9 protein-coding genes are annotated in these 24,876 nt (G+C 69.6%); 6 read left to right on the forward strand and 3 right to left on the reverse strand.

Annotated features, from left to right (window positions below):
* Positions 1-13: 13 nt before the first annotated feature.
* Complete coding sequence (locus ACFC0O_RS28175) at positions 14-916, forward strand: zinc-binding dehydrogenase (protein WP_375962847.1); 903 nt, start codon at positions 14-16, stop codon at positions 914-916.
* 20 nt (positions 917-936) lie between these two features.
* Here the strand turns inward: ACFC0O_RS28175 and ACFC0O_RS28180 are convergent, their stop codons facing one another.
* Entirely contained in the window at positions 937-1,386 is a 450-nt protein-coding gene (locus ACFC0O_RS28180) for a MarR family transcriptional regulator (RefSeq protein WP_364641265.1), read from the reverse strand.
* Positions 1,387-1,616: 230 nt separating this feature from the next.
* Between ACFC0O_RS28180 and ACFC0O_RS28185 the strand changes: the two genes are divergently transcribed.
* From ACFC0O_RS28185 to ACFC0O_RS28195, 3 genes are all read left to right on the forward strand, one after another.
* Positions 1,617-2,999, forward strand: a complete 1,383-nt coding sequence (locus ACFC0O_RS28185) for an MFS transporter (RefSeq protein ID WP_375963910.1) — start codon at positions 1,617-1,619, stop codon at positions 2,997-2,999.
* A 136-nt stretch (positions 3,000-3,135) separates the two neighbouring features.
* Positions 3,136-16,692 carry an amino acid adenylation domain-containing protein gene (locus ACFC0O_RS28190; RefSeq protein WP_375962850.1) on the forward strand — a complete coding sequence of 4,519 codons (13,557 nt, stop codon included), beginning with the start codon at positions 3,136-3,138 and terminating at the stop codon, positions 16,690-16,692.
* Positions 16,689-19,178, forward strand: coding sequence for an excinuclease ABC subunit UvrA (locus ACFC0O_RS28195; protein ID WP_375962853.1), 2,490 nt, complete (start codon positions 16,689-16,691; stop codon positions 19,176-19,178). The genes ACFC0O_RS28190 and ACFC0O_RS28195 overlap by 4 nt, the downstream gene beginning before the upstream one ends.
* A 4-nt stretch (positions 19,179-19,182) precedes the next feature.
* Here the strand turns inward: ACFC0O_RS28195 and ACFC0O_RS28200 are convergent, their stop codons facing one another.
* Positions 19,183-21,441 carry a M28 family peptidase gene (locus tag ACFC0O_RS28200; RefSeq protein ID WP_375962855.1) on the reverse strand — a complete coding sequence of 753 codons (2,259 nt, stop codon included), beginning with the start codon at positions 21,439-21,441 and terminating at the stop codon, positions 19,183-19,185.
* A gap of 41 nt (positions 21,442-21,482) precedes the next feature.
* Positions 21,483-22,244, reverse strand: coding sequence for an SDR family oxidoreductase (locus tag ACFC0O_RS28205; RefSeq protein WP_375962858.1), 762 nt, complete (start codon positions 22,242-22,244; stop codon positions 21,483-21,485).
* A gap of 93 nt (positions 22,245-22,337) precedes the next feature.
* On the opposite strand from ACFC0O_RS28205, the gene ACFC0O_RS28210 reads away from it, so the two are divergent.
* Positions 22,338-23,174: a helix-turn-helix transcriptional regulator gene (locus ACFC0O_RS28210; RefSeq protein ID WP_375962860.1), complete on the forward strand. Its 837-nt coding sequence runs from the start codon at positions 22,338-22,340 to the stop codon at positions 23,172-23,174.
* A 14-nt stretch (positions 23,175-23,188) separates the two neighbouring features.
* A complete protein-coding gene (gene hutH, locus ACFC0O_RS28215) occupies positions 23,189-24,769 on the forward strand; it encodes a histidine ammonia-lyase (protein WP_375962863.1) in 1,581 nt (526 codons plus the stop codon).
* Positions 24,770-24,876: the final 107 nt, after the last annotated feature.

Here is a 24,876-nt window from a genome sequence, read left to right on the forward strand (position 1 = left end):
AAGGGCTTTTCATATGCGCAAGCTGCGGTTTTCCGGTGTTCCCGAGCAGATCGCCGGTGCCGAGCCGGTCCCCGGTCCCGGACAGCTGCTGGTCCGTTCGGAACTCGCGGGCGTCGGCGTGGGGCTCGTTCGCATGATCGCCTCGGACACCACGATCGATCCCGGCGGTGAGATCGCGGGCGTCGTCGTCGCCGTCGGCTCCGGCATCGCGCCGGAATGGGTCGGCCGCCGGGTGGCGGGTGTGGTGTTCGAGGGCGCGTACGCCGAATATGTCTTGGCGGCACCGGCATTGGTAACCGAGATCCCCGACGGGGTGGTCGCCGCCGATGCGCTCGCCATCGTGCGGGGCGGCCTGGTGGCGCTGGGTGCGCTGCGCGCCGGACGATTCGGGGCGGGGGAGTCGATCATGATCACCGGCGCGGCCAGCGGAAGCGGCCATCTCGCGGTGCAATTGGCCAAAGCCCTGGGCGCGAGCCGGGTCGCCGCGGCGGTGAGCTCCGCCGAGAAGGCCGAGTTCGTGCGTGAGTGCGGTGCCGATGCCGTGGTCACCTACGACGAGCCGTGGACCGAACGCGTGGATGTGGTGCTCGACGGCGTCGGCGGCGAGCTCGTCCAGCGCGGCGTGGAAGTGCTTGCGCCGCACGGCCGTCTGGTGGCGTACAGCGCCGGGCGCGGGACGGTCGACGCGAACAGTCTGCTCGCCGATCTGAAGACCGTCACCGGATTCTCGATCGGCCTGCTCAGCCGCACCCGGCCGGACCTGATCGACTCCTACCGTGCCGAACTGTGGAAACTGCTGGCGGCCGGGCTGATTCGCCCCCGGCACACCGTATTGCCGTTCGAGGGAATCGATGCCGCGATCGATCTCATCGCCACCCGCCGCAACCTCGGCCGCGTCATGATCCGCACGGCCTGAGGCGGCGCCGCGAGGTCGAATCACGGTCGCGGCCAGGGTCTTCCGTCGATGCGCTCGATATCGGTGTTGAGCCGCTCCAGGTAGCCCGCGAAGATCGCCACGTCCTCGGCCGACCAGTTCTCCATGACCCGTTGCAGCCCTTCGGTATTGGCCGCGCGCTCCTGCTCCAGGCCGCGTTCGCCCGCCGCGGTGATCCGGAATTTGCGGGCGATGCCGCCGTCCGGATCGGCGATGCGTTCCACCACGCCCGCGCGCAGCAGCGCCGCGGTCTGTCGGTTCAGGGTGGAGGTGTCCAGGCCGAATGCCTCGGTGAGCTGGCCGATCGTCATCGGTCCCTGGGCGCTGAGCCGGCTCAGCAGCACGTAGGCGCTGCGGTCCAGGCGGGTGCCGTCGCGCCGGTAGCGCGCGTTGATGGTGTACCGGCCGAGCAGCATGGTTTCGAATTCGACCCGGTCCGTGGGCTTTTCCATGCCGTCCTTCCGTTGCTGCCTGCGTGAGCCTGTCTATCACAGGTGATCTGGGTCACAGCATTGATATGCACCATGCATATCGTGTGTACCGTACACATGCGTTGCACTCGATCGATGAGGAGAAGCGCGTGGCCGTGTCAGCAAGTGACGCCCGAGCCGGATCGGCAGCCGTCCCCGGGCCCGGCGATCCGATCGGCGGACGGCCCGGCGGTATCGTCGGCGTCCTCGCCATGGCGGGCATCATCGCCGCCGTCATGCAGACCCTGGCGGTGCCGCTGCTCGGCGAACTGCCCGCGCTGCTGCACACCAGCGGATCCAATGCCTCCTGGGTGGTGACCGCGACCCTGCTCGCCGCGGCCGTCACCACACCGGTCGCGGGGCGGCTCGGCGACCTCTACGGCAAGCGCCGCATGCTGTTGATCTCCACGGTCCCGCTCATCGCGGGCTCGGTGCTGTGCGCCGTCGCCGGATCCGTCGCGCCGATGATCATCGGGCGCGGATTGCAGGGTATGGGCATGGGCATTCTGCCGCTTGGCATTTCGGCGCTGCGGGATCTGCTGCCCGCCGAACGGCTCGGCCCGTCCATCGCGATGGTGAGCGCCTCCATGGGAATCGGCGGCGCGGTGGGCCTGCCGGTCGCGGCAGCGGTTGCGCAGCACGCGAATTGGCGGGTGCTGTTCTGGGTGGCGGCCGGATTGAGCCTGCTCATCGCGATTCTCATCTACGTGGTGGTGCCCGATGTCCCGGTGCTCGCCAAGGGGCGTTTCGACGTGGTCGGCGCGGTCGGGCTCGGCGTCGGTCTGATCTGCCTGCTGATCGGTATTTCCAAGGGCGCGAGCTGGGGCTGGGACAACGGCGGCATCATCGGACTGCTCGTCGCGGCGGTTCTCGCGCTGGCGCTGTGGGGCTGGTGGGAGTTGCGCACCCGGGATCCGCTGGTGGATCTGCGCGTCACCGCGCGGCCCAGGGTGCTGCTGACCAATGCCTCGTCGATGGTGCTCGGCTTCGGCATGTACTCGGCCTCGCTGATCATTCCGCAGCTGCTGCAACTGCCCAGGTCCACCGGATACGGCCTGGGACAGTCGATGCTGGCGATGGGCCTGTGGATGGCCCCCGGCGGGCTGATGATGATGCTGGTGTCCCCGCTGGGCGCGAAGCTGTCGGCGGCGCGCGGTCCGAAGGTGACGCTGGTCGCCGGTGCGCTGGTGCTGGCCGCCGGTTACGCCTCCTCGACGGTGCTCATGGGTTCCACCTGGGGGCTGCTGGTGGCGGTCTGCGTATGCAACTGCGGTGTGGCGCTGGCCTACGGCGCGATGCCCGCGCTGATCATGAGCGCGGTGCCGCTATCCGAGACCGCGGCGGCGAACAGCTTCAATACCCTGATGCGCTCGATCGGCACCTCGTTCTCGGCCGCGGTCATCGGCGCGGTGCTGGCGCAAATGAGCACCACGCTCGGCGGTCATCCGATTCCGACCGAAAATGGTTTCCGCACAGGGCTTTTCATCGGCTGCGGGGTGGCGCTGGCCTCGGCCGCGATCGCCGCCTTCATTCCGGTCAAGGGTGAGGAAGCAAGCGGCCGCTCAACCACCGGCGCGAAGGCCGCGGTGGCCTGATCATTCGTCCACCTACGGCACGCTGGAAATAGCAGCAGACTTCCAGCAACTGTGCGGTACTGTCCGCAGTCGGAGCGAAAGACCGTATCCAATTGCGCTCCGGCTCATTCCGCCGCTCTCGACTTCGGGAGGGACAGTGCCAGCCCAGTCTCCGGATGTCCGCGTCGCCGTGCCGTTCGAATTGTCCCGCGCCCAAATGGAATTGTGGCTCGCGGACGATATCGGAGCCGGGGACCGCACCGCTCCGCGCGCCCTTCCCGGCCAGGCGCACTACCTGGAATTGCGGGGTGAACTCGACGCCGAACGCTTCGACGCGGCCTCGCGCCGCGCCTTCGAGGAGTTCGGCGTCGGCCGGCTGCGCATCGGCCGCGCCGACGGACAGCCGTATCAGTGGCTCGCCGCCGATATCGGCGGCGGACTCGAACGCGTCGACCTCACCCGCGAGGCCGAACCGTATCGGGCGGCGCTGGATTGGATGAACCGGCGGCATCGTGAACCCATCGAACTCATCGACGCGCCGCTGTGGGCCGCGGCGCTGCTGCGGGTCGAACCGGAGTTGCACATCTGGTACGCGCAGATGCATCACGTCGCCATCGACGGCTACGGCGGATTGAGCCTGATCGCGCGCATCGGACAGTGGTACGACGCACTGCTGCGCGGGACCGAGCCGGTGCCGTTCGGCGGTCTCGCGCCGGACCTGATCCAGGCTGCGGACGCCGAATACCGGGCGTCGGCGCGGTTCACCGCGGACCGCGACTATTGGCGGGAACGCTTCTCGGACTGGACCGTTGCGCCGCCCGCCGGGGTGGCGACCCGGGTGCGCGCTGCCGGTCCCGCACCCGTCGCGCTGCGCTCGGCGGGTGCGCTGTCACCGTTCGAATGGGTGGCGCTGGAACAGCTGGCCGCCGACTGCGCGGTGAGCCCCGCGCAGGTGCTGGTGGCCGCGGTGTGCGCGTTCCGGGCGGGCACCACCGGCGGGACCGAGCCGATGGTGCAGTTGGCGGCGTCCGCCCGAACCACCGCCGCGCTGAAGCGATCCGGCGGCATGCTGGCCAATGTGCTGCCGATCCGGCTGCGCTGCGCGGGCGCGATCACCGCGCGCGAGCTGATCGCGGCGGCGGCGCGGGAGATCACCGGCGGGCTCCGGCATCAGCGCTACCGCTTCGAGGAGCTGCGCCGCGATCTCGGCGTCACCCCCGATCAACTGCTCGGCCCGACCGTGAACCTGATGTTCTTCGACCGCACCAGCCGATTCGGCCGCGCCACCGGTGAATACCGCATCCTGTCCTCGGGTTCGGTGGCCGATCTGCACTTCAACCTGTACCGCGCCGGAGCCGAACAGGGTCTGTCGGTCGACCTGCTCGCCAACCCGGATCGCTATGACCAGACCGAGCTGAACGACCTCCTGAACCGCTTCCTGCTATTCCTCGGCAACCTTCTGGCCGCCGACCCGGATCAGCCCGTGGGCACCATCGGACTGCTGACCGATACCGAGCGCGACCGAATCCTGCACGCCCCCAACCGGATAGACGAGCCCGACCCCCGCCTGCTGCCCGACCTGCTGGCGGCCGGAGCCCGCCGCGGCGGCGACGGCACCGCGGTGGTCGACGGTGCGACCTCCCTCGCTTACAGCCAACTGGACGACCTATCGAATCGACTGGCGCACAGCCTGATTCGCCGCGGCATCGGCCCGGAGGACATAGTCGCCGTCCCCGCCCGCCGTAGCGCGGCCTGGGTGGTGGCCATCTGGGCGCTGGCCAAAGCCGGAGCCGCCTACCTGCCGGTCGATCCGGCCCACCCCGTCGACCGAATCGCCGCGATACTCCGCGAAGCCGGAGTCCGCCTCCTGATCGACACTCCCGCAACGCCATTCCCGGACCGGGTGCGCCACGGCCGCGAATCACTCACCGTCCCGGCACCATCGGACTCGCACGACAGCAGCGCCCCCGGCACGACCGCCACCGATCGCGTGCGCGCGCTGCGCCCGGGACATCCGGCGTATGTCATCTACACCTCGGGCTCGACCGGTGCGCCCAAGGGTGTGGTCGTCACCCACGCCGGTCTGACGGGATTGCTTGCGGCACAGGCCGATCACCTTCCGGCCGCCCCCGGTGATCGCGTGCTGTGCGCGACCATCCCGACCTTCGACGCCTCGCTGTGGGAGGTGCTGCTCGCCGCGACGACCGGGGCGACCCTGGTGATCGCCGACGGCGACTCCTACGCGGGCCCGCGCCTGGCGGATCTCATCCGCCGGGAACGGGTGACCCATGCCTTCCTCACGCCCGCCGTGCTCGCGGCCACCGATCCCACCGGACTGCCCACCCTGCACTACCTTTCGACCGGCGGCGAGGACTGCCCACCGGCCGTGGTCGCCGCGTGGTCACCCGGCCGCACCCTGGTCAACGTCTACGGCCCCACCGAGGCCAGCATCGTCACCAACCTCGCCGCGCTGACCCCGGACCGCCCGGTGACCCTCGGTACCCCGGTTCCCGGTATGCGCTGCTACGTCTTGGACCCGTGGCTCCGCCCCGTCCCGCCCGGTGTGGTCGGCGAGCTCTACCTCGGCGGCCCGGGCCTGGCCCGGGGCTTCCTCACCCGCCGGGCCGGGACCGCCGCCGCCTTCCTGGCCGATCCCTTCGGCGCGCCGGGGGAACGCCTGTACCGCACCGGCGATCTCGCCACCCGGACCGACTCCGGCGACCTCGAATTCCACGGCCGCCTGGATTCCCAGATCAAGATCCGCGGCCTCCGGATAGAGCTCGGCGAGATCGAAGCCGCCGTGGCCGCCTGTCCCGGCGTCGCTCAGGCCGTGGTCATGGTGCACGGCGGTCGCGACGCCGCCCAGCGGATCGTGGCCTACGCGGTGCCGGAGCCGGGGGTGCTGCTCACCACCCGGGAGCTGGAAGTGTCTGTGGCGCAGCGGTTGCCGAGCTATATGGTGCCGGTGATCGTGCTGCTGGATCGGCTCCCGGTCACCGCGAACGGGAAGGTCGATCGGGCCGCTCTGCCCGCACCCGCCCCGGTGGCCGGCCGGTATCGCGCGCCCGTCACCGAGGCGGAGAAGGTGGTGGCGGAGGCGTTCGCGCAGGTGCTCGGCGGGCGGCGCATCGGGCTGGACGATGACTTCTTCACGCTGGGCGGCGATTCGCTCGGGGCGGCATTGGTCGCGGGGCGGGTCGGGGCGGCGCTGGGCGTGGCGGCCGGGGTGCGGGATCTGTTCGAGGCCGGAACGGTGGCGGGATTCGCGGCGCGGGTGGGCGCGCGGGATCTGCTGGTGGAGCGGGAGCGGCCGGGGGTCCGGGAGCGGGGTGGGCCGGTGCCCATGTCGTATGCGCAGCAGCGGCTTTGGCTGGCGCAGCGGATGGATCCGGAGTCGGCGGCGTACAACATGCTGCTGGGGTTGCGGTTGAGCGGTGAGCTGGATGTCAGCGCGCTGACCGCCGCGCTCACCGATGTGGTGGAGCGGCACGAGGCGTTGCGCACCTCATTTCCCGAGGTCGACGGGGTGGTGCGGCAGCGGATCGCGCCGGTCGACACGGTGGTTTCGGGCCTGGTGGCGGAAACCGTTGCGGCCCAGGATGTCGAGGACACCCTGGCCGAGTTCGGGCGCGCCAGTTTCGATCTCGCGGCCGCCCCGCCGATTCTGGTGCGGCTGCTGCGGATTCATGACCCGAATGGCGTGGCGGAGCAGCATATTCTCGCCGTTCTGGTGCATCATGTGATCGCCGACGGACTTTCGCTCGCTCCATTCGCGAGGGATCTGGCGGCCGCGTATCCGGCCCGGGCACGCAGTGCGGCTCCGCAGTGGACCGCACTACCGGTGCAGTACGCGGATTACACCCTCTGGCAGCGCGAGGTGCTCGGCGCCGCGAACGATCCGGAGTCCGAACTGTCCAGGCAGCTCGGCTACTGGTCGCGCGCGCTGGCCGGGCTGCCGGTGGAATCCGGTCTGCCACCGCATCGGCCGCGCCCCGCGCGTGGCTCGCGGCGGGCGGAGCGGGTGAGTGTGGAGGTTCCCGGTAGCACCGTCCGGGGATTGCGCGAGGTGGCTCGCCGGCACGGCGCGACCATGTTCATGGTTGTGCACGCCGGCCTGTCGGCGGTGCTGGCCGCGGTATCGGGTGGAAGCGATATCGCGGTCGGCACCCCGGTGGCCGGGCGCGGTGACGCCCGCCTCGACGATCTGATCGGCATGTTCGTCAATACGCTCGTACTGCGGGTGCCGGTGGATCCGGCCGAATCCTGTGACGGCCTGCTGTCCCGGGTCCGCGATATCGATCTGAGCGCCTTCGCCCATGATGAAGCGCCGTTCGAGCACGTGGTCGACGCCCTCGGCCTGCCCCGTTCCGGCGTGCGGCATCCTCTGTTCCAGGTGATGCTGTCCTTCCGCCCGCGCGCGCACGCCGAATTCGAGCTGCCGGGTCTGCGGGTGGAGTCCGTCGAAATCCCGTTGCCACTGGTCAAATTCGATCTGGAATTCACCGTCGCGGAGTCCCCGGACGAATTGGCGGTGAGCCTGCGCTATGCGGCCGACCTCTTCGACGAGCCCGCCATGACCGCGCTCACGCAGCGGCTGTGCCGGATGCTGGAACATATCGCCGCCGATTCGGCGGCTCCGGTCGGCGCGGTCGACCTGTGTTCCGCCGATGAGCATCGCCTGCTGCGCGAATGGAACGAGACCAGTCAGGCGGTCGCGATCACGCTGCCGCAGTTGCTGACCCGTGCGGCCGCCTATGATCCGGACGCGTGCGCGCTGCGCTGTGAAAGCGGTGCGTTGAGCTACCGCGAGCTCGGTGAGCGCGCGAATCAGCTGGCGCGCACACTGATCGCGCTCGGCGTCGGCCCGGAGGACATCGTCGCGGTGGCGCTGCCGCGCTCCCCGGAATGGGTGATCGCGGTCTGCGCGGTCGCGCACAGCGGCGCGGCCTATCTGCCCGTGGACCCCAACGCGCCCGCCGAACGCATCGAGCATATGCTCGCGGATTCCGGTGCGGCCCTGGGCATCACCACCGATCGCCGCCGCGCGGACCTGCCCGCGCCGGCCGGTGGCGGCTGGTTGCTCATCGACCCGGACGAGCCCGCCGACGAGTTCGCGCCGCCGATCACCGACGCCGACCGGGTGCGCCCGCTGCGCCTGCACCATCCGGCGTACGTCATGTACACCTCGGGGTCGACCGGAATCCCCAAGGCCGCCACCATCACTCACGGCGGCCTGGCGAATGTCCTGGTCACCCAGGCGCAGCGCTGCGACGCCGATCCGGACGCCCGGGTGCTGGCGGTGGCCTCGCCCAGTTTCGACGCCTCCATGTGGGAGTTGCTGCTGGCCTTGGGATCCGGTGCGACCCTGGTGCTGGCTCCGCCCTGGGCGTACGCGGGTGACGCCCTGCTCGAACTGCTGGAGCGGGAGCGCATTACGCACGCCATGCTCACCCCGCGCGTACTGGCGACGCTCACCGATCCGGGGCGGCTCCCGCAATTGCGGCTGCTGGCCACCGCCGGTGAGACCTGCCCGCCGGAACTGGCCGCTCGCTGGTCCACCGGACGGTGTTTCGTCAATGTCTACGGCCCGACCGAGACCACCATCTGGTCGAGCGTCAGCCGTCCGCTGCGCGCCGACGCCACCGTATCCATCGGCGGTCCGGTGATCGGTGCGCGCTGCCATGTCCTGGACGGCCGCCTGCGCCCGGTGCCGCCGGGCGTGATCGGCGAAATCTATATCGCCGGGCCGGGTTTGGCGCGCGGTTATCATCGCCGCCCCGGATTCACCGCGACCCGTTTCGTATCCAGCCCGTTCGCGAGCACCGGCGAACGCCTGTACCGCACCGGTGATCTCGGCTGCTGGCGCGGTGACGGTGAACTGGATTACCACGGCCGCAATGACTTCCAGATCAAGATTCGCGGCGTCCGCGTCGAACTCGGTGAGATCGAGGGCGCGCTGTCGGCCGCCCCCGGGGTCGCGGATGCCGTGGTCGTCCTGCACGCCGATGCGTCATCCGGGCCGGGGGAACCCGAGATCGTCGCGTACGTGGTCCCCGATGCGGGACACCGGATCGATCCGGCCGAACTGCGCACCGAACTGGCGCGGGTGCTGCCGGCGCATTATCTGCCGACGGTGGCGATCGTGGAACGCCTTCCACTGACCATCACCGGGAAGGTGGATCGAGCCGCCCTGCCCGCCCCCGTGCGCGCTCGGGAACGGTATCGCGCACCGGAGACCCCACTCGAGGAGACGGTCGCGCGCGCGTACGCGGCGGTGCTCGGCCTGGATCGCGTCGGCGCGGATGGCGATTTCTTCTCGCTCGGCGGCAATTCATTGAGCGCCACCCGTGCGGTGGCGGCATTGCGCGGTGCCGGTATCGAGTTGGATCTGCGGGCGTTGTTCGAGGAGCCGACCGTGACCGGGCTGGCCGGGGCGCTGGCGGCGCGCGGGGTGTGCGCGCCGTTCGATCCGGTCGGCGAGGACACGCGCCCCCGGCCGGACCTGGTGCCGCTGTCCTTCGCGCAGCAGGGTATTTGGCTGCTGGACCGGCTCGGGGCGGGCGCGGCCTACCATATTCCGCTGGCCGTACGGCTGAGTGGAGCCCTCGACGTGACCGCGCTGACCGCGGCGGTGGCGGATGTGGTGTGGCGGCACGAGGCGCTGCGCACCTGGTTTCCCGAACGGGACGGGATGCCGTATCAGGCCGTGGCACAGGACGATATCGGCGTGCTCGACATCCGCCGGGTGTCGCGGCAGCGACTGGACCGCGCACTGCGCGAATTCGAGTGCGAGCCTTTCGATCTCGCCGCCGAGCCGCCGATTCGAGCACGGCTCTACGGCATCGACGAGCCGGGCCGCCCCGCCTCCTGGGTGCTGATCCTGGTCGTGCACCACGTGAATGCCGACGGATTCTCACTCGGTCCGCTCGCCCGCGATCTCGCCACCGCCTATACCGCCCGCGCGCTCGGCGCCGCACCGAAATGGCCCGCGCTGCCGATGCAGTACTCGGACTACGCGATTCGCCAGCACGCCGCGCTGGGTGCCGCCGATGATCCGGGCTCGGAACTGAATCGGCAACTGAAGCAGTGGATTTCGGTACTGGACGGCGCACCGCTGGAATTGCCGCTGCCCTTCGATCGCCCGCGCCCCAGGCAGTCCGAGCATGCCGGTGGCAGCGTCGAATCGACCGTGCCGCCGGAGATCACGATCGGCCTGCGGGAACTCGGCCGCCGCCAGCGCGCCTCGCTGTTCATGGTGGTGCATGCGGCGCTGGCCGTACTGCTGGCGAAGCTGTCCGGCACAACGGATATCGTCATCGGCACTCCGACCGCCGGGCGGGATCGGCCGGGTCTGGACGATCTGGTGGGCATGTTCGTCAATCCCGTCGCGCTGCGCGTCCCCGTCGACGGCCGGGAATCCTTCGGCGGGCTGCTGCATCGGGTCCGCGATATCGATGTCGAGGCGCTCGATAACGCGCACACTCCCTTCGAGCGGATAGTCGAAGCGCTCGATCTGCCGCGTTCCACCGCCCGGCATCCGCTGTTCCAGGTCGTGCTGTCCTATCAGAGCTTCGGCTCGACCGAACTGGCCCTGCCCGGCGTTCGCGTCGAAGCCCTGCCGCCGTACACCGGCGCGGTCCGATTCGATCTGGAATTCGAAGTGGCGGAGCGGAATTCCACCCTCGGCCTCACCCTGCGCTATGACACCGCCCTGTTCGACCCGGGCACCGCCGAAAGCGTGCTGCACCGTTTCGGCCGCCTCCTCGCCCAGGCCGCCGCCACCCCGGATCGCCCGGTGCGGGCCATGGACGTGCTCACCCCTGAGGAACGCCACGACATTCTGTACAGCTGGAACCGCACCGGCGGTGCCACCTGCATCAACCTGCCCGGCCTGATGTGCCGCGCGGTCGCCCTGGCCCCCGATGCCACCGCCGTCGTGTATGGCGACCGCACCCTCACCTACCGCGAACTCAACGAACGGTCGAACCGGCTGACCCGGGCCCTCATTCGCCGCGGCATAGGTACCGGCGATGTGGTGGCGGTGGCCATCCGCCGCTCACTGGATTGGGTGATCGCGCTGTGGGCGGTGGCCAAATCCGGCGCGACCTACCTTCCGATAGATCCCCGCCACCCTTCCGGCCGCATCGATCAGCTGCTCACGGATTCCCATGCGGCACTGGGTATCACGACCGCAGACGTGGGTGCCTGGCTGACCGGCCCGCGCGAGGTCGCCGCGGCCGCCGATGAACACCCGGCTACCAGGGGCGCGTCCCGCCGGGGCGTCGCACCTCGTGCCGCACAGCCCATTTGGCTGGTACTGGATGCTCCGGAGGTCTCGGCGGAACTGGCCGCCACTTCGGCAGCCGTCGTCACCGGAAATGAGCGCCTCCGCAATGTGCGACTCCACGACGCGGCCTACCTCATCTTCACCTCCGGCTCGACCGGCGCACCCAAGGGTGTGGTCATCACGCACGCCGGTCTCGCCAATACGGTCGCCGCACAGGCCGAACACTGCGCTCCCCAGCGTGATTCACGCATCCTCGCGGCGGCGTCCCAGAGCTTCGACGCCTCGATCTGGGAGCTGCTGCTCGCCCTCGGCGCGGCCGCCACCCTGGTCATCGCCGACCCGGACCTCTACGGCGGCCCCGAACTCACCGATCTCATCCGCCGAGAACGAATCACCCACGCCTTCCTCACCCCCGCGGTCCTCGCGGAACTGGATCCGGCGGAATTGCGAACGGTCGCAACGGATTCATGCGAGGGCGCGAGCGACATACGCTGCGAGGCCGAGTCGGAGTTGCGGGTGCTGGTGACCGGTGGGGAGGCGGTGCCGCCCGCGCTGGCGGCCCGGTGGTCCGCCGATCGCCGCCTGCTGATCGCGTACGGTCCCAGCGAGGTCACCGTCATCTCCAATTACAGTGCGCCGTATGAGCGGGGGCAGCCGGTCACGCTGGGCGGACCGGCGACCGGGATACGCTGCTATGTCCTCGACGCCTGTCTGCACCCGGTGCCCGACGGCGTGACGGGGGAGATGTACATCGCCGGGCCGGGTGTCGCGCGCGGCTATCACGGCCGGAAGGGGCTGACCGCGCTCCGCTTCCTGCCCGATCCGTTCGCGCCGGGCCGGATGTATCGCACCGGGGATGCGGTGCGCCGCCGGGCCGATGGCTCGCTGGAGTTCCTGGGCCGCACTGATTCCCAGCTCAAGGTGCGCGGTATGCGCGTCGAACCCGGCGAGATCGAGGCCGCGCTCACCGACCTGCCGGGCGTCGGCCAGGCCGTTGTCGTCCTGTACACGGAGACGCCCGGCGATCCCCGCATCGTCGCCTACATCACCGCCGACGCGCCGAACCTGGAGGTCACCGGCGTGCGCGCGGCTTTGACGGCCACCCTGCCCGGGCACCTGGTCCCCTCCGCCATCGTGCTGTGCGAACGACTGCCGCTCACCGTGAACGGCAAACTCGACCGCGCCGCCCTGCCCGCCCCGGCACCCGAAACCGCCGAGTTCCGCGCCCCGGCCACCACCGCCGAGCGCGCGGTGGCACGCGTATTCGCCGAGGTCCTGCACCTCGACCGGGTCGGCCTGGACGACGACTTCTTCCGCCTCGGCGGCAATTCCCTCAACGCCACCAGGGTCGCCGCGCGCCTGGGTACGGCACTGGGCGTGCGAGTACCGGTGCGCTCGATCTTCGACGCCCCCACGGTGGCAACCCTGGCCGACCACCTGGCCACCGCCCCGCGCACCACCCGTACCCCGCTCACCCCACAACCCCGCCCGGACCGCATTCCGCTCTCCTATGCGCAGCAACGCCTTTGGCTGCTGCACCGCCTCGACCCGCGATCCGACGCCTATCACATCCCGCTGATCCTGCGCCTGCGCGGCCGCTTGAACGCGCCCGCCATGGCGGCGGCGGTACGCGAGGTCATCGCCCGCCACGAAACCCTGCGTACCTACTTCCCCGACACCGACGGCGAAGGCTCCCAACGGATCCTGACCACCGGATCCGGTGATGCGCTCGGCTCCCCGGAAGATCGGACCGTTGCGCCGAGCGGCTTGCCAGCGCCGGAAACGCGTGTGGTGGACGGGTCGGTCGTACGGGAGGCTTTACAGGAATTCTGTTCGCGGCCTTTCGATCTGACGGCGGCGGTGCCGGTGCGCAGCGCCCTGTTCGCGCTCGGTGAATCGCCGGACACCGCGCGCGAGTGGGTGCTGGCGTTCGTGATTCATCACGCCAATGCGGACGGCTATTCGCTCACGCCGCTGGCCCGGGATCTGGCGGCCGCCTATGCGGCCGTGTGCGAGGGCCTTCGCCCGCAGTGGGCCGAACTGCCCTTGCAGTACGCGGATTACACGCTGTGGCAGCGTGATGCCCTGGGCTCGGTGGAGGAATCCGGGTCCGAGATGACGCGCCAGATCGATTACTGGATGGGCACGCTCGCGGCATTGCCCGCGGAGATCGGCCTGCCGTTCGATCGACCACGCCCGGTGGTCGCCTCCTTCGCGGGCGCGGCCATAGCGTGTGAGATTCCCGAGCAGACGGTGCGGCGGTTGCGGACGGTGGCGGCCGAGCATGACGCCTCGCCGTTCATGGTGTTGCACGCGGGCCTGGCGATACTGCTCGCGGCGTGGTCGGACGGCGATGACATCGCCATCGGCACCCCGGTGGCCGGGCGCGGGGCGGCGGAGCTGGACGATCTGGTCGGCATGTTCGTCAATACCCTGGTGCTGCGCACGGAAGTCGCTCCCGCGCAATCATTCTCCGAATTCCTGGAGCGAGTGCGCAGTATCGATCTGGCTGCCTTCGCGCATGCCGATGCGCCGTTCGAACAGGTTGTGGAGGCGCTCGAGCCGCCGCGTTCGCGGTCTCGGCACCCGCTGTTCCAGGTGCTGTTCACACTTCAGAACCTGGAACCCGTGCGCCTGGAACTGCCCGGACTCACCGCCGAAGTCGTCGAATCCGACTCGCAGGCCGCTCGCTTCGATCTGGAATTCACCATCGCGCCTTCGGATTCCGGGCTGACGCTGCATATCCGGTATGCCACGGACCTTTTCGACCACGACACCGTCGCGGCCCTGGCCCAGCGCTACCTGCTGCTGCTCGACAGCGTGACCGCCGAGCCGCTGACGGCCATTGCCCGACTGCCGATCCTCGGCCCGTCGGAGTATCGCCGAATCATCCAGGACTGGAACAGGACCGGTGCGGCGGAGAGCGATCTGCTGCTGCCCGATATCCTGGCCGCCGCCGTGCGTCGTGCCCCCGACGCCGAGGCCGTTCGCCATGGCGATCTGGCTCTCACCTACCGCGAACTCGATGACCGCGCGGCCCGGCTCGCCACCCTGCTCACGGCCCGGGGCATCGGCCCCGAGGACGTGGTGGCACTCGGGATGTCCCGCTCCCTGGCCTGGGTGGTGTCCTGCTGGGCGGTGGCGAAATCCGGCGCGGCATTCCTGCCCGTGGACCCGGCCTTTCCGGCCGCGCGCATCGCCGACCTGCTGCACCCGGTCCGGCCCGCCGCGATTCTCACCGCGGCGGCCGAATCCGCCGCCTTCGCGCATACGGGGATGCCGCTGATCTCACTGGCCGCCGACGGAACCATCGTCACCACCGCCGAATCGCGGACCGAAATCGATGGGGCTTCGAGCAACGAAGTACGGTCGCACGCCGATCGGGCGCATATCGACAACGCGGCCTACATCATTCACACCTCGGGCTCCACGGGTGCGCCGAAGGGCGTCGTGATCAGTCACGCGGGCCTGGCGAATCTGGCTGCTACACAGGCGAAGTACATCGGGGCCGAGCCCGGCAGCCGCGTATTGTGCGTCGCCGCACCGAGCTTCGACGCCTCGGTGTGGGAGCTGGTGCTCGCGGCGGGGGCGGCGGCCGCGCTGGTCGTCGCGCCGCCCGAGGCGTACGCGGGTGCCGCGCTCGCCGAATTCATGCGATGCGAGCGCGTGACCCATGCCTTCATCACCCCGGCGGTGCTGGCCTGCACCGATTCGGCCGGACTGCCGGATCTGCGCGTGGTGGTCACCGGCGGCGAAGCCTGCCCGCCCGCGGTCGCGGCTACCTGGGGCAAGGCCCACCGCCTGGTGAACGTCTACGGCCCCACCGAGGGCACGGTGATCGCCACCCTCGAGGACGCTCTCGACGGTGCACGACCGGTGACGATCGGCGGGCCGGTCATCGGTGCCCGCTGCTACATCCTGGACCGCTGCCTGCGCCCGGTTCCGGTGGGCGCGACCGGTGAGCTGTATCTCGGCGGCTCGGGAGTGGCCCGAGGTTATCTGCACCGAACCGCCGCCACCGCCGCCTCTTTCGTCGCCGATCCCTTCGGCCCCGCCGGTGAACGCCTGTACCGCAGCGGTGATCTGGCCGCCTGGTCGCCGGATGGACGACTGATCTTCAAGGGTCGCAATGATTTCCAGGTCAAACTGCGCGGAATGCGGATCGAACTCGGCGAGATCGAGGCAGCCGTGTCCGCCGCACCCGGAGTGGCTCAGGTGATCGCGGTCGCCGCCCCGGCGAATACCTCGGCGGGTGCGCGGCTCGTGGCCTACGTCATTCCGGAGCCGGGCCGGACGATCGACGCCACCGCCGTCGCAGCGGTTGCCGCACAACGACTTCCGGCACAGCTGGTGCCGGTCGTGATGCCGCTCGAGCGCATGCCCCTGCTGTCGAACGGGAAGATCGACCGGGCCATGCTGCCCGCACCCGCGTTGCCCGCCAGCACTTTCCGATCCCCGGTCACGCCCGCGGAGCAGCGGATTGCCACCGCCTTCGCCGAAGTTCTCGGCGTAGCGGAGGTCGGTCTGGACGACGATTTCTTCACCCTCGGCGGCAATTCCCTCACCGCGGCCCAGGCCATCTCGCGCCTGGACGGGATCATCACCCTGCGCGATCTGTTCGAGGCTCCGCAGGTCGCCGCGCTGGCCCGCCGACTGGAGGCCGAAAGCGCCTCGGCGATGCCGGATGAGGACGAAAAAGCAAGCGACACAGCGGAGAACGAGTCCTACGCGGTGGTTCTGCCGCTGCGCCGCTCCGGTCCGGACACGCTCTTCTGCATTCACCCCGGCGGCGGTATGGCGTGGCCGTACGCGGGCCTGCTCACCCATCTCGATCCGGCCGTCTCGCTGTACGGCCTGCAGGATCCCTGGGTGGTCCGCGACGAACACCCTTTCACCACCCTCGCGGACTACGCCGACCGCTATGTCACCGAGATTCGCCGGGCCCAGCCGCACGGCCCCTACCGCCTGCTGGGCTGGTCGCTCGGCGGCCGCATCGCCCACGAGGTCGCCGTGCGGTTACAACTGCAGGGCGCGGAGGTGCGCACGCTCGCCCTGATGGACACCGCCGCGTACGACGGCACCGAACAGGCTTCGGGTGACACCGAATCCGCATGGGCGGAGTTGCGCGCCAATGGCGATATCGCCCGCGCGGCCGCGGTGTTCCCGCCCGATCTGGTCGAGCGCGCCACCGTCGCGCTCACCCGTGCGGTCCCGGGTGGCCCGTCCGGGCGCTATCGCGGGGATCTGCTGCATTTCACCGCCATTCGGGAGACCGATGCGGACCGCCGCCCCGCCGAGACCTGGATGGAGCACATCACCGGGACGGTGACCGATATCGAGGTGGACGCCACCCATATCGGCATGGCGGCCGCCGCACCGCTCGCGGTGATCGGCCGGGAGCTGGTGCGGCGCTGGGATCGCGGGTGAGCCTCGACGATCTGCCCCGGGCCATCAAGGTTTTCGGCGCGCGCGTGCACAATCTGAAGGACATAGACGTCGAGATCCCGCTGTGGTCCTGGGTGGCGATCACCGGTCTGTCCGGTTCCGGGAAGTCCTCGCTCGCCATGAATGTGCTCTACGGCGAGGGCTATCAGCGTCTGCTGGACGGCCTGTCCACCTACACCCGGCGGCGGATCAGCCAGACCGAGCGCCCGGATGTGGATCGCATCGATTTCCTGCCCGCGACCCTGGCGCTGCGCCAGCGCCCGCCGATTCCGGGGCGGCGCAGCACGGTCGGCACCATGACCGAGGTGTACAACGTGCTGCGGCTGATGTACTCGCGGCTGGGATCGCACCTGTGCCCCACCGGATTCCGGCTGCCGCCGACCCTGGACGTGGCGATGCGCGGCTATGTCGACCTGCCCGAATGCGGTGGCAGGGTGGAATTGCCGGGCGCGGAATCCTTCTCGTTCGACAGTTTCGGGGCCTGCCCGCGCTGCGGCGGCCTCGGCACGGTCGAGGAGATCGACGACGACGCGCTGATCCCGAATCCGGACCTGACCATCGAAGAGGGCGCGGTCGCACCCTGGAAACTGCCGCTGCGCGATTTCCAGCCGCAGATCGCCGCGCAATTGGGCGTGCGCATCGATGTGCCCTATCGCGACCTCACCGCGCGCGAACGCGATATCGTGCTGGACGGCCCCGCCGAGAAACGGCACGTGGTGGTCACCACCAAATCCGGCCGGGCCGCCGAACTCAACGGCACCTACGAGAATGCCCGTGCGGCCGTGCGGCATTCGCTCGCCAATGCCAATAGTCAGACCACCCGCGAACGGCTCGGCAAATTCTTCACCCTGCACACCTGCCCGGCCTGTCACGGCACCCGGCTGCGCCCCGAAGCGCTCGGCACGCTGCTCGAGGATCGCACCATCGCCGAGACCAGCGCGCTCACCCTCGCCGAATTGTCCACGTGGGCACCGGGAGTGCCGGAGCGCCTGCCGGCCGATATGCGCGAAATCGCCACCCGCCTCAGCACCGAATTCGTGCGCGCCATAGCTCCGCTACTCACCCTCGGGCTCGGCTATCTGACCCTGGACCGGGCGGGTGAATCGCTCTCGACGGGGGAGCGGCAGCGCATCCAGCTCACCGCGACGCTGCAAACCCGTTCCACCGGAATGCTTTACGTGCTGGACGAACCATCCATCGGCTTGCACCCGGCGAATATGGACGGCTTGATCGGTGTCATCCGCGCCCTGGTCGACAATGGCAATTCGGTGGTCATGGTGGACCACGAGGTGGAATTGCTGCGCCAGGTGGACCAGCTCCTGGAAATGGGACCGGGCGCGGGCCGCGCGGGCGGTACGGTCATCGCCCGCGGCACCGCCGCACAGCTGTCCGATGACCCTAATTCGATTACCGGGCCCTATCTTTCGGGGCGCGCCGACCCGCATGCCCGCAAGCCGCGCGGGGTGCGCGCCGGGGATGATCAACTGGAGATCACCGTCGGCGATTTCTACACCCTGCACGATGTCACCGCCCGCTTTCCGCTGCAGCGGCTGACCCTGGTCACCGGCGTATCCGGTTCCGGCAAAACATCTCTGGTGCTGGACAGCCTGGTCCCGGCGCTCACCCGTCGGCTGGCGGGGGAGCGACTGCCCGCCCATGTCCGGGAACTGAACACCGGCGGCATCACCCGCGTGATCACGGTGGATTCCACGCCGATCGGCAATAACAGCCGTTCCACCCCCGCCACCTACTCCGGAGCCTTCGACGGTATCCGCGCGCTCTTCGCCGCGACCCCGCAGGCTCGCGAAAAGCACTGGGGCGCGGGCAGATTCTCCTACAACGTCAAGGGCGGACAGTGCCCGACCTGCACGGGCCTGGGCGAGGTCTCGCTGGATGTGCAGTACCTGCCGGATATGGTGCTGACCTGCCCGGCCTGCCACGGGGCGCGCTACAACCCCGAGACCCTCGAGGTGCGCGTGGACGGCTCGACCATCGCCGACGTGCTGAATCTGACCGTCGCCGACGCCGCCGACCGTTTCGCGGGCGTACCGCGCATCGGCCCGCCGCTACAGGCGCTGCGCGAGGTGGGCCTGGGCTACCTCAGCCTCGGCGAACCCACGCCCAGCCTGTCCGGCGGCGAGGCCCAGCGCATGCGCCTGGCCAGTGGCCTGCGCACCGGTCAGCGGCATCTGCTCTATGTCTTCGACGAGCCGACCACCGGCCTGCATCCGCAGGATGTGCGCACCCTGGTCGGTGTGCTCGATCGCCTATTGCACGGTGGCGCGACCATTATCGCCATCGATCACGATCTGGATCTGATCGGCGACGCCGATCACGTCATCGATATGGGACCGGGCGGCGGTCCGGAGGGCGGCCGGATCATCGCCACCGGCACGCCCCGGCAATTGACCACCGCTCCGGACAGCCTGACCGGCCGCTATCTACGCCGTCATCAGCGGCGCGGCTGACCGGTCACAGTCCCGGCACCCGGGTGAACACCGCCGCCGCACTGTCCTGCCGGAAGAAGGCGTCATCGGGATGGCCGCGACCGGGTCCCTGCGTCAGCTTCGAATCGGGCAGCCAGGTGTAGTCGATGAGCGTGAGGTTCAGCGGCCCGGCCGGTGCCACCAGCCGCACCTCGATACCCTCGGCGGGCGGTGCGACGAAATGAAAACTCTTGTGCGGCACCGGGGTCAACTCCCGCCCGGCGACGGTCAGCGAGCTCGGCGCCTGCTCCCAGCGCAGATCGATGGCGGTGGCCCCGCGCGTGGAACGCACTCGCAATCGCACCGTCCGCTGCCCCGAATCGGTGGTGTCCGAAAGGATTTCGGCGACCGGCGCGCTGAGCGCCTCCGGCACCGCCTTTCCGGCGGCCACTATCCCGGGGAACAGATCCGAGTACGGTGCGCCCGGCGCGCCGTCGTTCACGAACTGCCGCGTCCAATCGTCCGGTGCGAGCACCGACAACCATTGCGCGTCACCGTGATCCGCGTCCAGCGCGTACGACACCTGGGTCACCCGGGGATGGTCCACATCGAAACGATCCACCGCCTGCCCCACGGCGGCCAGCACCACGGTGAGCACCACCGCCAGCGCCGGAACGGTCCAGCCGCGTCGTGCGGGCCAACTCCGGATGAGGGTGAGCAGCAGCAGTCCGCCCAGCACCACGATCAGCGGCACCCCCGTGAACGGCGCGGTCATCAGTCCGGCCTGGATACCGGACCAGGCGCTCCCGCCCAGGAACAGCGCCGCCGGAAGCAGCGACACCGTGAGCGTCAGCAACCGCCAGCGCTCCGGCACCACGAAGGTGAGCACCACCCCGAATGCCGCCGCGCACGCCGGGATCACGATGATCTCCGCCGCCGCGGGGGAGTACACCGTGACCCCGGCCCCGGCCGCCACCACACCGGTGAGCAGTCCGATCGCCGCGCCCGTCGCGCCGAACCAGCGGCGCGCCAGCACATAACCGGCGGTCAGTACGGCCACGGTCAATACCGCCACGGCGGCCTGGAAGAACTCCGGCCGATACGGATCCACCGGCCAGGCCCGGTACTCGGGACGGATGAACTGCACCAGCCACCACAGGCCGTACGTCGCGCCGATGGCCACCGGCAGCGCCGCCAATGTCACAGCGGCAGCACCGATCACGCCCTTCACGGTGGCCTCGCCATTGCGGCGCACCTGCCGGATCACCCACCCGATCGCCAGCAGCGACAACACCGCGAGCGTGATGATCACCCAGGCCGGCCACACCACCAGCACGCCGAAAGGCAGTGGGAAATAAGCAGGATTCGAGCGATCGGACGTGTCGCTCAGATCGCGGGCGCCGAAATCCCTTGCCAGCGCGAGGGTATTCTCGCCCACCTGCTGCACGGTGGCGAGATCGACGTGCTCCGGATCGTTCTTGATGTTGTGGTAGTAGGCGCTGCGCCCGGCATACGCCCAGTCCAGCACCGGGAGTCCGGCCTTGTCGAAGGCCACGAAATCGGTGGTGCTGGAGACCCCCGCACCGGCGAGCGCGGTGGTCATCGAATCGGTATTCGGATACGGCGTTCGCGCGGCGGCATCGATCAGCCCGCCGTCGGGCTGGGTGATCCGCCACAGCAGTACGGGTCCGCCCGCACCGCGAACGTCATTGTTGACCACCACACCGTTGCGGTCGTAATTACCCTCCGCGACAAAGGCTTCCGCACCCAGCAGGCCGGGCTCCTCGCCATCGGTGAGCAGGGCGACCACATTGTTGCGCAGGCCGTTCTCGCTGTCCCGCAGCGCGCGCATCGTCTCCACGATGGCCGCGACCCCGACCCCGTCGTCATTCGCGCCCGGTCCGGACTGCACCGAATCGTAGTGCGCCACCAGATAAACGGTGCCCGTCGGATTCGTACCCTTCAGCGTGCCGACGATATTGTCGACTCGCCCGAGGCCGGTGCGATCGGGTTTGAAATCGCCGGGCCAGCGGCCCACACCCGATCGAATCTCGGTTTCCAGCCCCAGTTTTCGCAACTCGCCCGCGAGATAGTCACGCACCCGGTCGTGTTCGGGGGTGCCCACCGGATGGGGTTTGCTCGCGATCTCGCGCACGGTGCCGATCGCCCGGCCCGCCGCGAACACCTCGGGCGGGGCGGATGCCTCGCGATATCCGTGCGGTTGTCCCTGCCAGGCGGTGGCCACCACCACCGCCAGCAGTACTGCGAATGCCAGAAATCCGGAAAGCCCTCGTCCCACCCGCATGGGATCGATACTAGGCATGAAATCCGTGCGGGCGGTGCGGCTCAGGCCTGCTGGGTCGGCAGCACGATGACCTGACGCAGGTTGACGTGCCGCGCGCGGCTGGTGGTGTACGCGATGAGATCGGCGATATCGTCCGCGCTCAGCGCGTCCAGGTACGCGAACATCCCGTCCAGTCCCGAACTCAGTTCCGCATTGTCGATATGCGAACCGAGTTCGGTCGCGGTGAGCCCCGGCTCGATATTGGTCACGCGCACCCGGCGCGGGCCCAGTTCGGTGCGCAGACTCGCCGACAGCTGCGTGAGCGCGGCCTTGGTCGCCCCGTACACCGCGTAGTTCGGGAAGTTCACGTGCGCGCCGATGGAGGAGATATCCACCAGATCGGCGGTGCGCCCGGCATCGGCGGCGGCCAGCAGATCCGGCACGAAGGCCCGGATGACGCGCAGCGCCCCGGTGATATTGGTGTCGATCATGCGCACCCATTCGTCCTCGCGGCCGTCGGCGATCGGATTGGGCAGCATGACGCCCGCCGCGTTCACCACCAGGTCCACCGGGCCGAAGGTCGTGTGCACCCGCTCGGCCGCCGCGCTCACGCTCGCCGGATCGGTGACATCCACCGGCACCGCCAGCGCCGTGCCGCCCTCGGCCTCGATCTTGGCGACCAGGGTCTCCAGCCGATCGGCGCGCCGGGCCAGCAGTGCGACCCGGGCGCCATTGCGGGCCAGCAGCAATGCGGTCGCCTCACCCATGCCGCTGGCGGCCCCGGTGATGACGGCGGTGCGGTTGTTCAGGTTCTCGTAGCTCATGAACTCATCCTGAGCTGGTGAAAAGGGGGCAGCGAGGGGTCCGGTTTTCCTGGGTCCGGCAGTACCAGGATGGAACTCCCTAGGGTGGTGTGCATGGACACCGATCTCGGCGAATTTCTGCAATCCCGGCGCGCTCGCATCGCGCCCGCCGACGCCGGGCTGCGCGAGTACGGCCGCCGCCGGGTGCCGGGCCTGCGCCGCGAGGAAGTGGCGCAGCTGGCCGGGGTCAGCGTGGACTACTACATCCGGCTGGAACAGGGGCGCGGCCGCAATGCCTCCGATGCGGTGCTGGACGCGGTCGCCCGGGCGCTGCGGCTCACCGATCCCGAACGCCTGCACCTGTACGCGCTGGCCCGGCCCACCGGCACCCGGCCGGTCGCATCGGGCGGGGTATATCAGTCCACGGTGCGCGAGGGCACCCGGCTGGTGCTGGACGCGCTGACCGCGCCCGCCTTCGTGCTGGGCCGCCGCATGGATGTGATCGCCTGGAATGCCCTGGGCGACAAGGTTTCCGGATTCTCGTCGGTGCCCGCCGAGGAACGCAATCAGGCCAGATATCTGTTCCTGAACCCGGTCGCCCCCGAGTTCTACCCGGACTGGGAGACCGTCGCGGTCGAGACCGCCGCTTTCCTGCGCCGCGATGCCGGTCTGCATCCGGACGATCCGGCCCTGCACGTCCTGGTCGACGAGCTGAGCGAGCGCAGCGCCGACTTCCGCCGCATCTGGGGCGCGCATCCGGTCAAGGAGAAGACGCACGGCGGCAAGCGGATTCAGCATCCCGAGGCCGGACTGCTGGATATGGGCTACGAATCCCTGCTGCTCCCCGGCGATCCCGATCAATTGCTCGTCGTCTACACCGCCGTCCCCGGCTCGGCCACCGCCGCCGCCTTGGACGCACTCTCGGAAAGCGTCACCAACGCACACGTCTGAGGAAAGGAGAGGTCTTGAGCGCCTCCATCGAACACACCCCCGGCCGGGCGGTCTCTAGTGAAACCGTCACCGTGGGAATCGGACCCGTGAGCCTCGAGGAGGTGGTGCGGGTTGCCCGCCACGGCGCGCCGGTCGAACTTTCGGCCGAGGCGCTCACGGCGATAGCCGAAAGCCGCACCCGCATACAGGAACTCGCGGATGATCCGAAACCGGTGTACGGCGTCTCCACCGGATTCGGCGCGCTCGCCAGCCGCCATATCCCGCAGGAACTGCGAACCCAATTGCAGCGCAGCCTGATCCGATCGCACGCCGCCGGTTCGGGACCGGAGGTCGAGACCGAGGTGGTGCGCGCGCTCATGCTGCTGCGCCTGTCGACACTGGCCACCGGCCGCACCGGCGTCCGCCCCGAGGTCGCGCGCACCTACGCCGCCATGCTGTCCGCCGGGCTGACCCCGGTCGTGTACGAATACGGAAGCCTCGGCTGTTCGGGCGATCTCGCACCGCTGTCGCACTGCGCGCTGGCCGCCATGGGCGAAGGTCAGGTGCGCACCGCCAATGGCGAACTGCTGCCCGCCGCAACGGCTTTGGCGCAGGCCGGTATCGAACCGGTGGTGCTCGCCGAAAAGGAGGGCCTGGCGCTGATCAACGGCACCGACGGCATGCTCGGCATGCTGGTGCTGGCCCTGGACGATCTGGACGCCCTGCTGCGCCTGGCCGATATCGCCGCCGCCATGAGCGTGGAGGGCCAACTCGGCACCGACCGGGTCTTCGCCGCCGATCTGCAAGCCCTGCGCCCGCATCCGGGTCAGGCCGTGGCCGCCGCGAATATGACCCGGCTGCTGGCCGATTCGGAAATCGTGGCCAGCCATCGCGGCCCGGACTGCGCCCGCGTCCAGGACGCCTATTCGCTGCGCTGCGCACCCCAGGTCGCGGGCGCGGCGCGGGACACCGCCGCGCACGCCCGCACCGTCGCGCTGCGCGAACTCGCCAGTGCCGTGGACAATCCCGTCGTCACCCTGGACGGCCGGGTCGAATCCAATGGCAATTTCCACGGCGCGCCCATCGCCTACGTGCTGGATTTCCTGGCCATCGTGGTCGCGGATGTGGCGAGCATCAGCGAGCGCCGCACCGACCGCTTCCTGGATGTGGCCCGCAATCACGGTCTGAACGCCTTCCTCGCCGACGATCCGGGCGTGGACAGCGGGCATATGATCGCCCAATACACCCAGGCCGCAATCGTTTCCGAGCTCAAGCGGCTCGCCGCCCCGGCCAGCGTGGATTCCATCCCCTCCTCGGCCATGCAGGAGGATCACGTCTCGATGGGGTGGTCCGCGGCCCGTAAACTACGTCGCGCCATCGACGGCCTGACCAGGGTGCTGGCCATCGAAATCCTCACCGCCGCACGGGGAATCGATATGCGTGTCCCGTTGACACCCGGCCCGGCCACGGCCGCGGTCATCGCCGCGCTGCGCGCCGAGGTCCCGGGCCCGGGTCCGGATCGCTACCTGGCCCCCGATATCGAATCGGCCGTGCGCCTCGCCGCCACCGGTGTGCTGGTGGCGGCGGCCGAAGGGGTCACCGGGTCGCTGGGCTGAACGATCCGGACCGGATGATTTCCGTCCATCCCGCAATCGGTATCGGCCCAGCACCGGGCCGGTATCGACTGCACAGCTTCCGGTCCGCACACTGTTTCGCGTGGTAG

Source organism: Nocardia sp. NPDC056100, assembly GCF_042266325.1.
Lineage (GTDB): Bacteria > Actinomycetota > Actinomycetes > Mycobacteriales > Mycobacteriaceae > Nocardia.

Excerpts from the sequence above, each read along its gene's own strand:
- ACFC0O_RS28175 (WP_375962847.1), top strand. The coding sequence starts at position 14 with ATGCGCAAGCTGCGGTTTTCCGGTGTTCCCGAGCAGATCGCCGGTGCC.
- ACFC0O_RS28180 (WP_364641265.1), bottom strand. The coding sequence starts at position 1,386 with ATGGAAAAGCCCACGGACCGGGTCGAATTCGAAACCATGCTGCTCGGC.
- ACFC0O_RS28185 (WP_375963910.1), top strand. The coding sequence starts at position 1,617 with ATGGCGGGCATCATCGCCGCCGTCATGCAGACCCTGGCGGTGCCGCTG.
- ACFC0O_RS28200 (WP_375962855.1), bottom strand. The coding sequence starts at position 21,441 with ATGCGGGTGGGACGAGGGCTTTCCGGATTTCTGGCATTCGCAGTACTG.
- ACFC0O_RS28205 (WP_375962858.1), bottom strand. The coding sequence starts at position 22,244 with ATGAGCTACGAGAACCTGAACAACCGCACCGCCGTCATCACCGGGGCC.
- ACFC0O_RS28210 (WP_375962860.1), top strand. The coding sequence starts at position 22,338 with ATGGACACCGATCTCGGCGAATTTCTGCAATCCCGGCGCGCTCGCATC.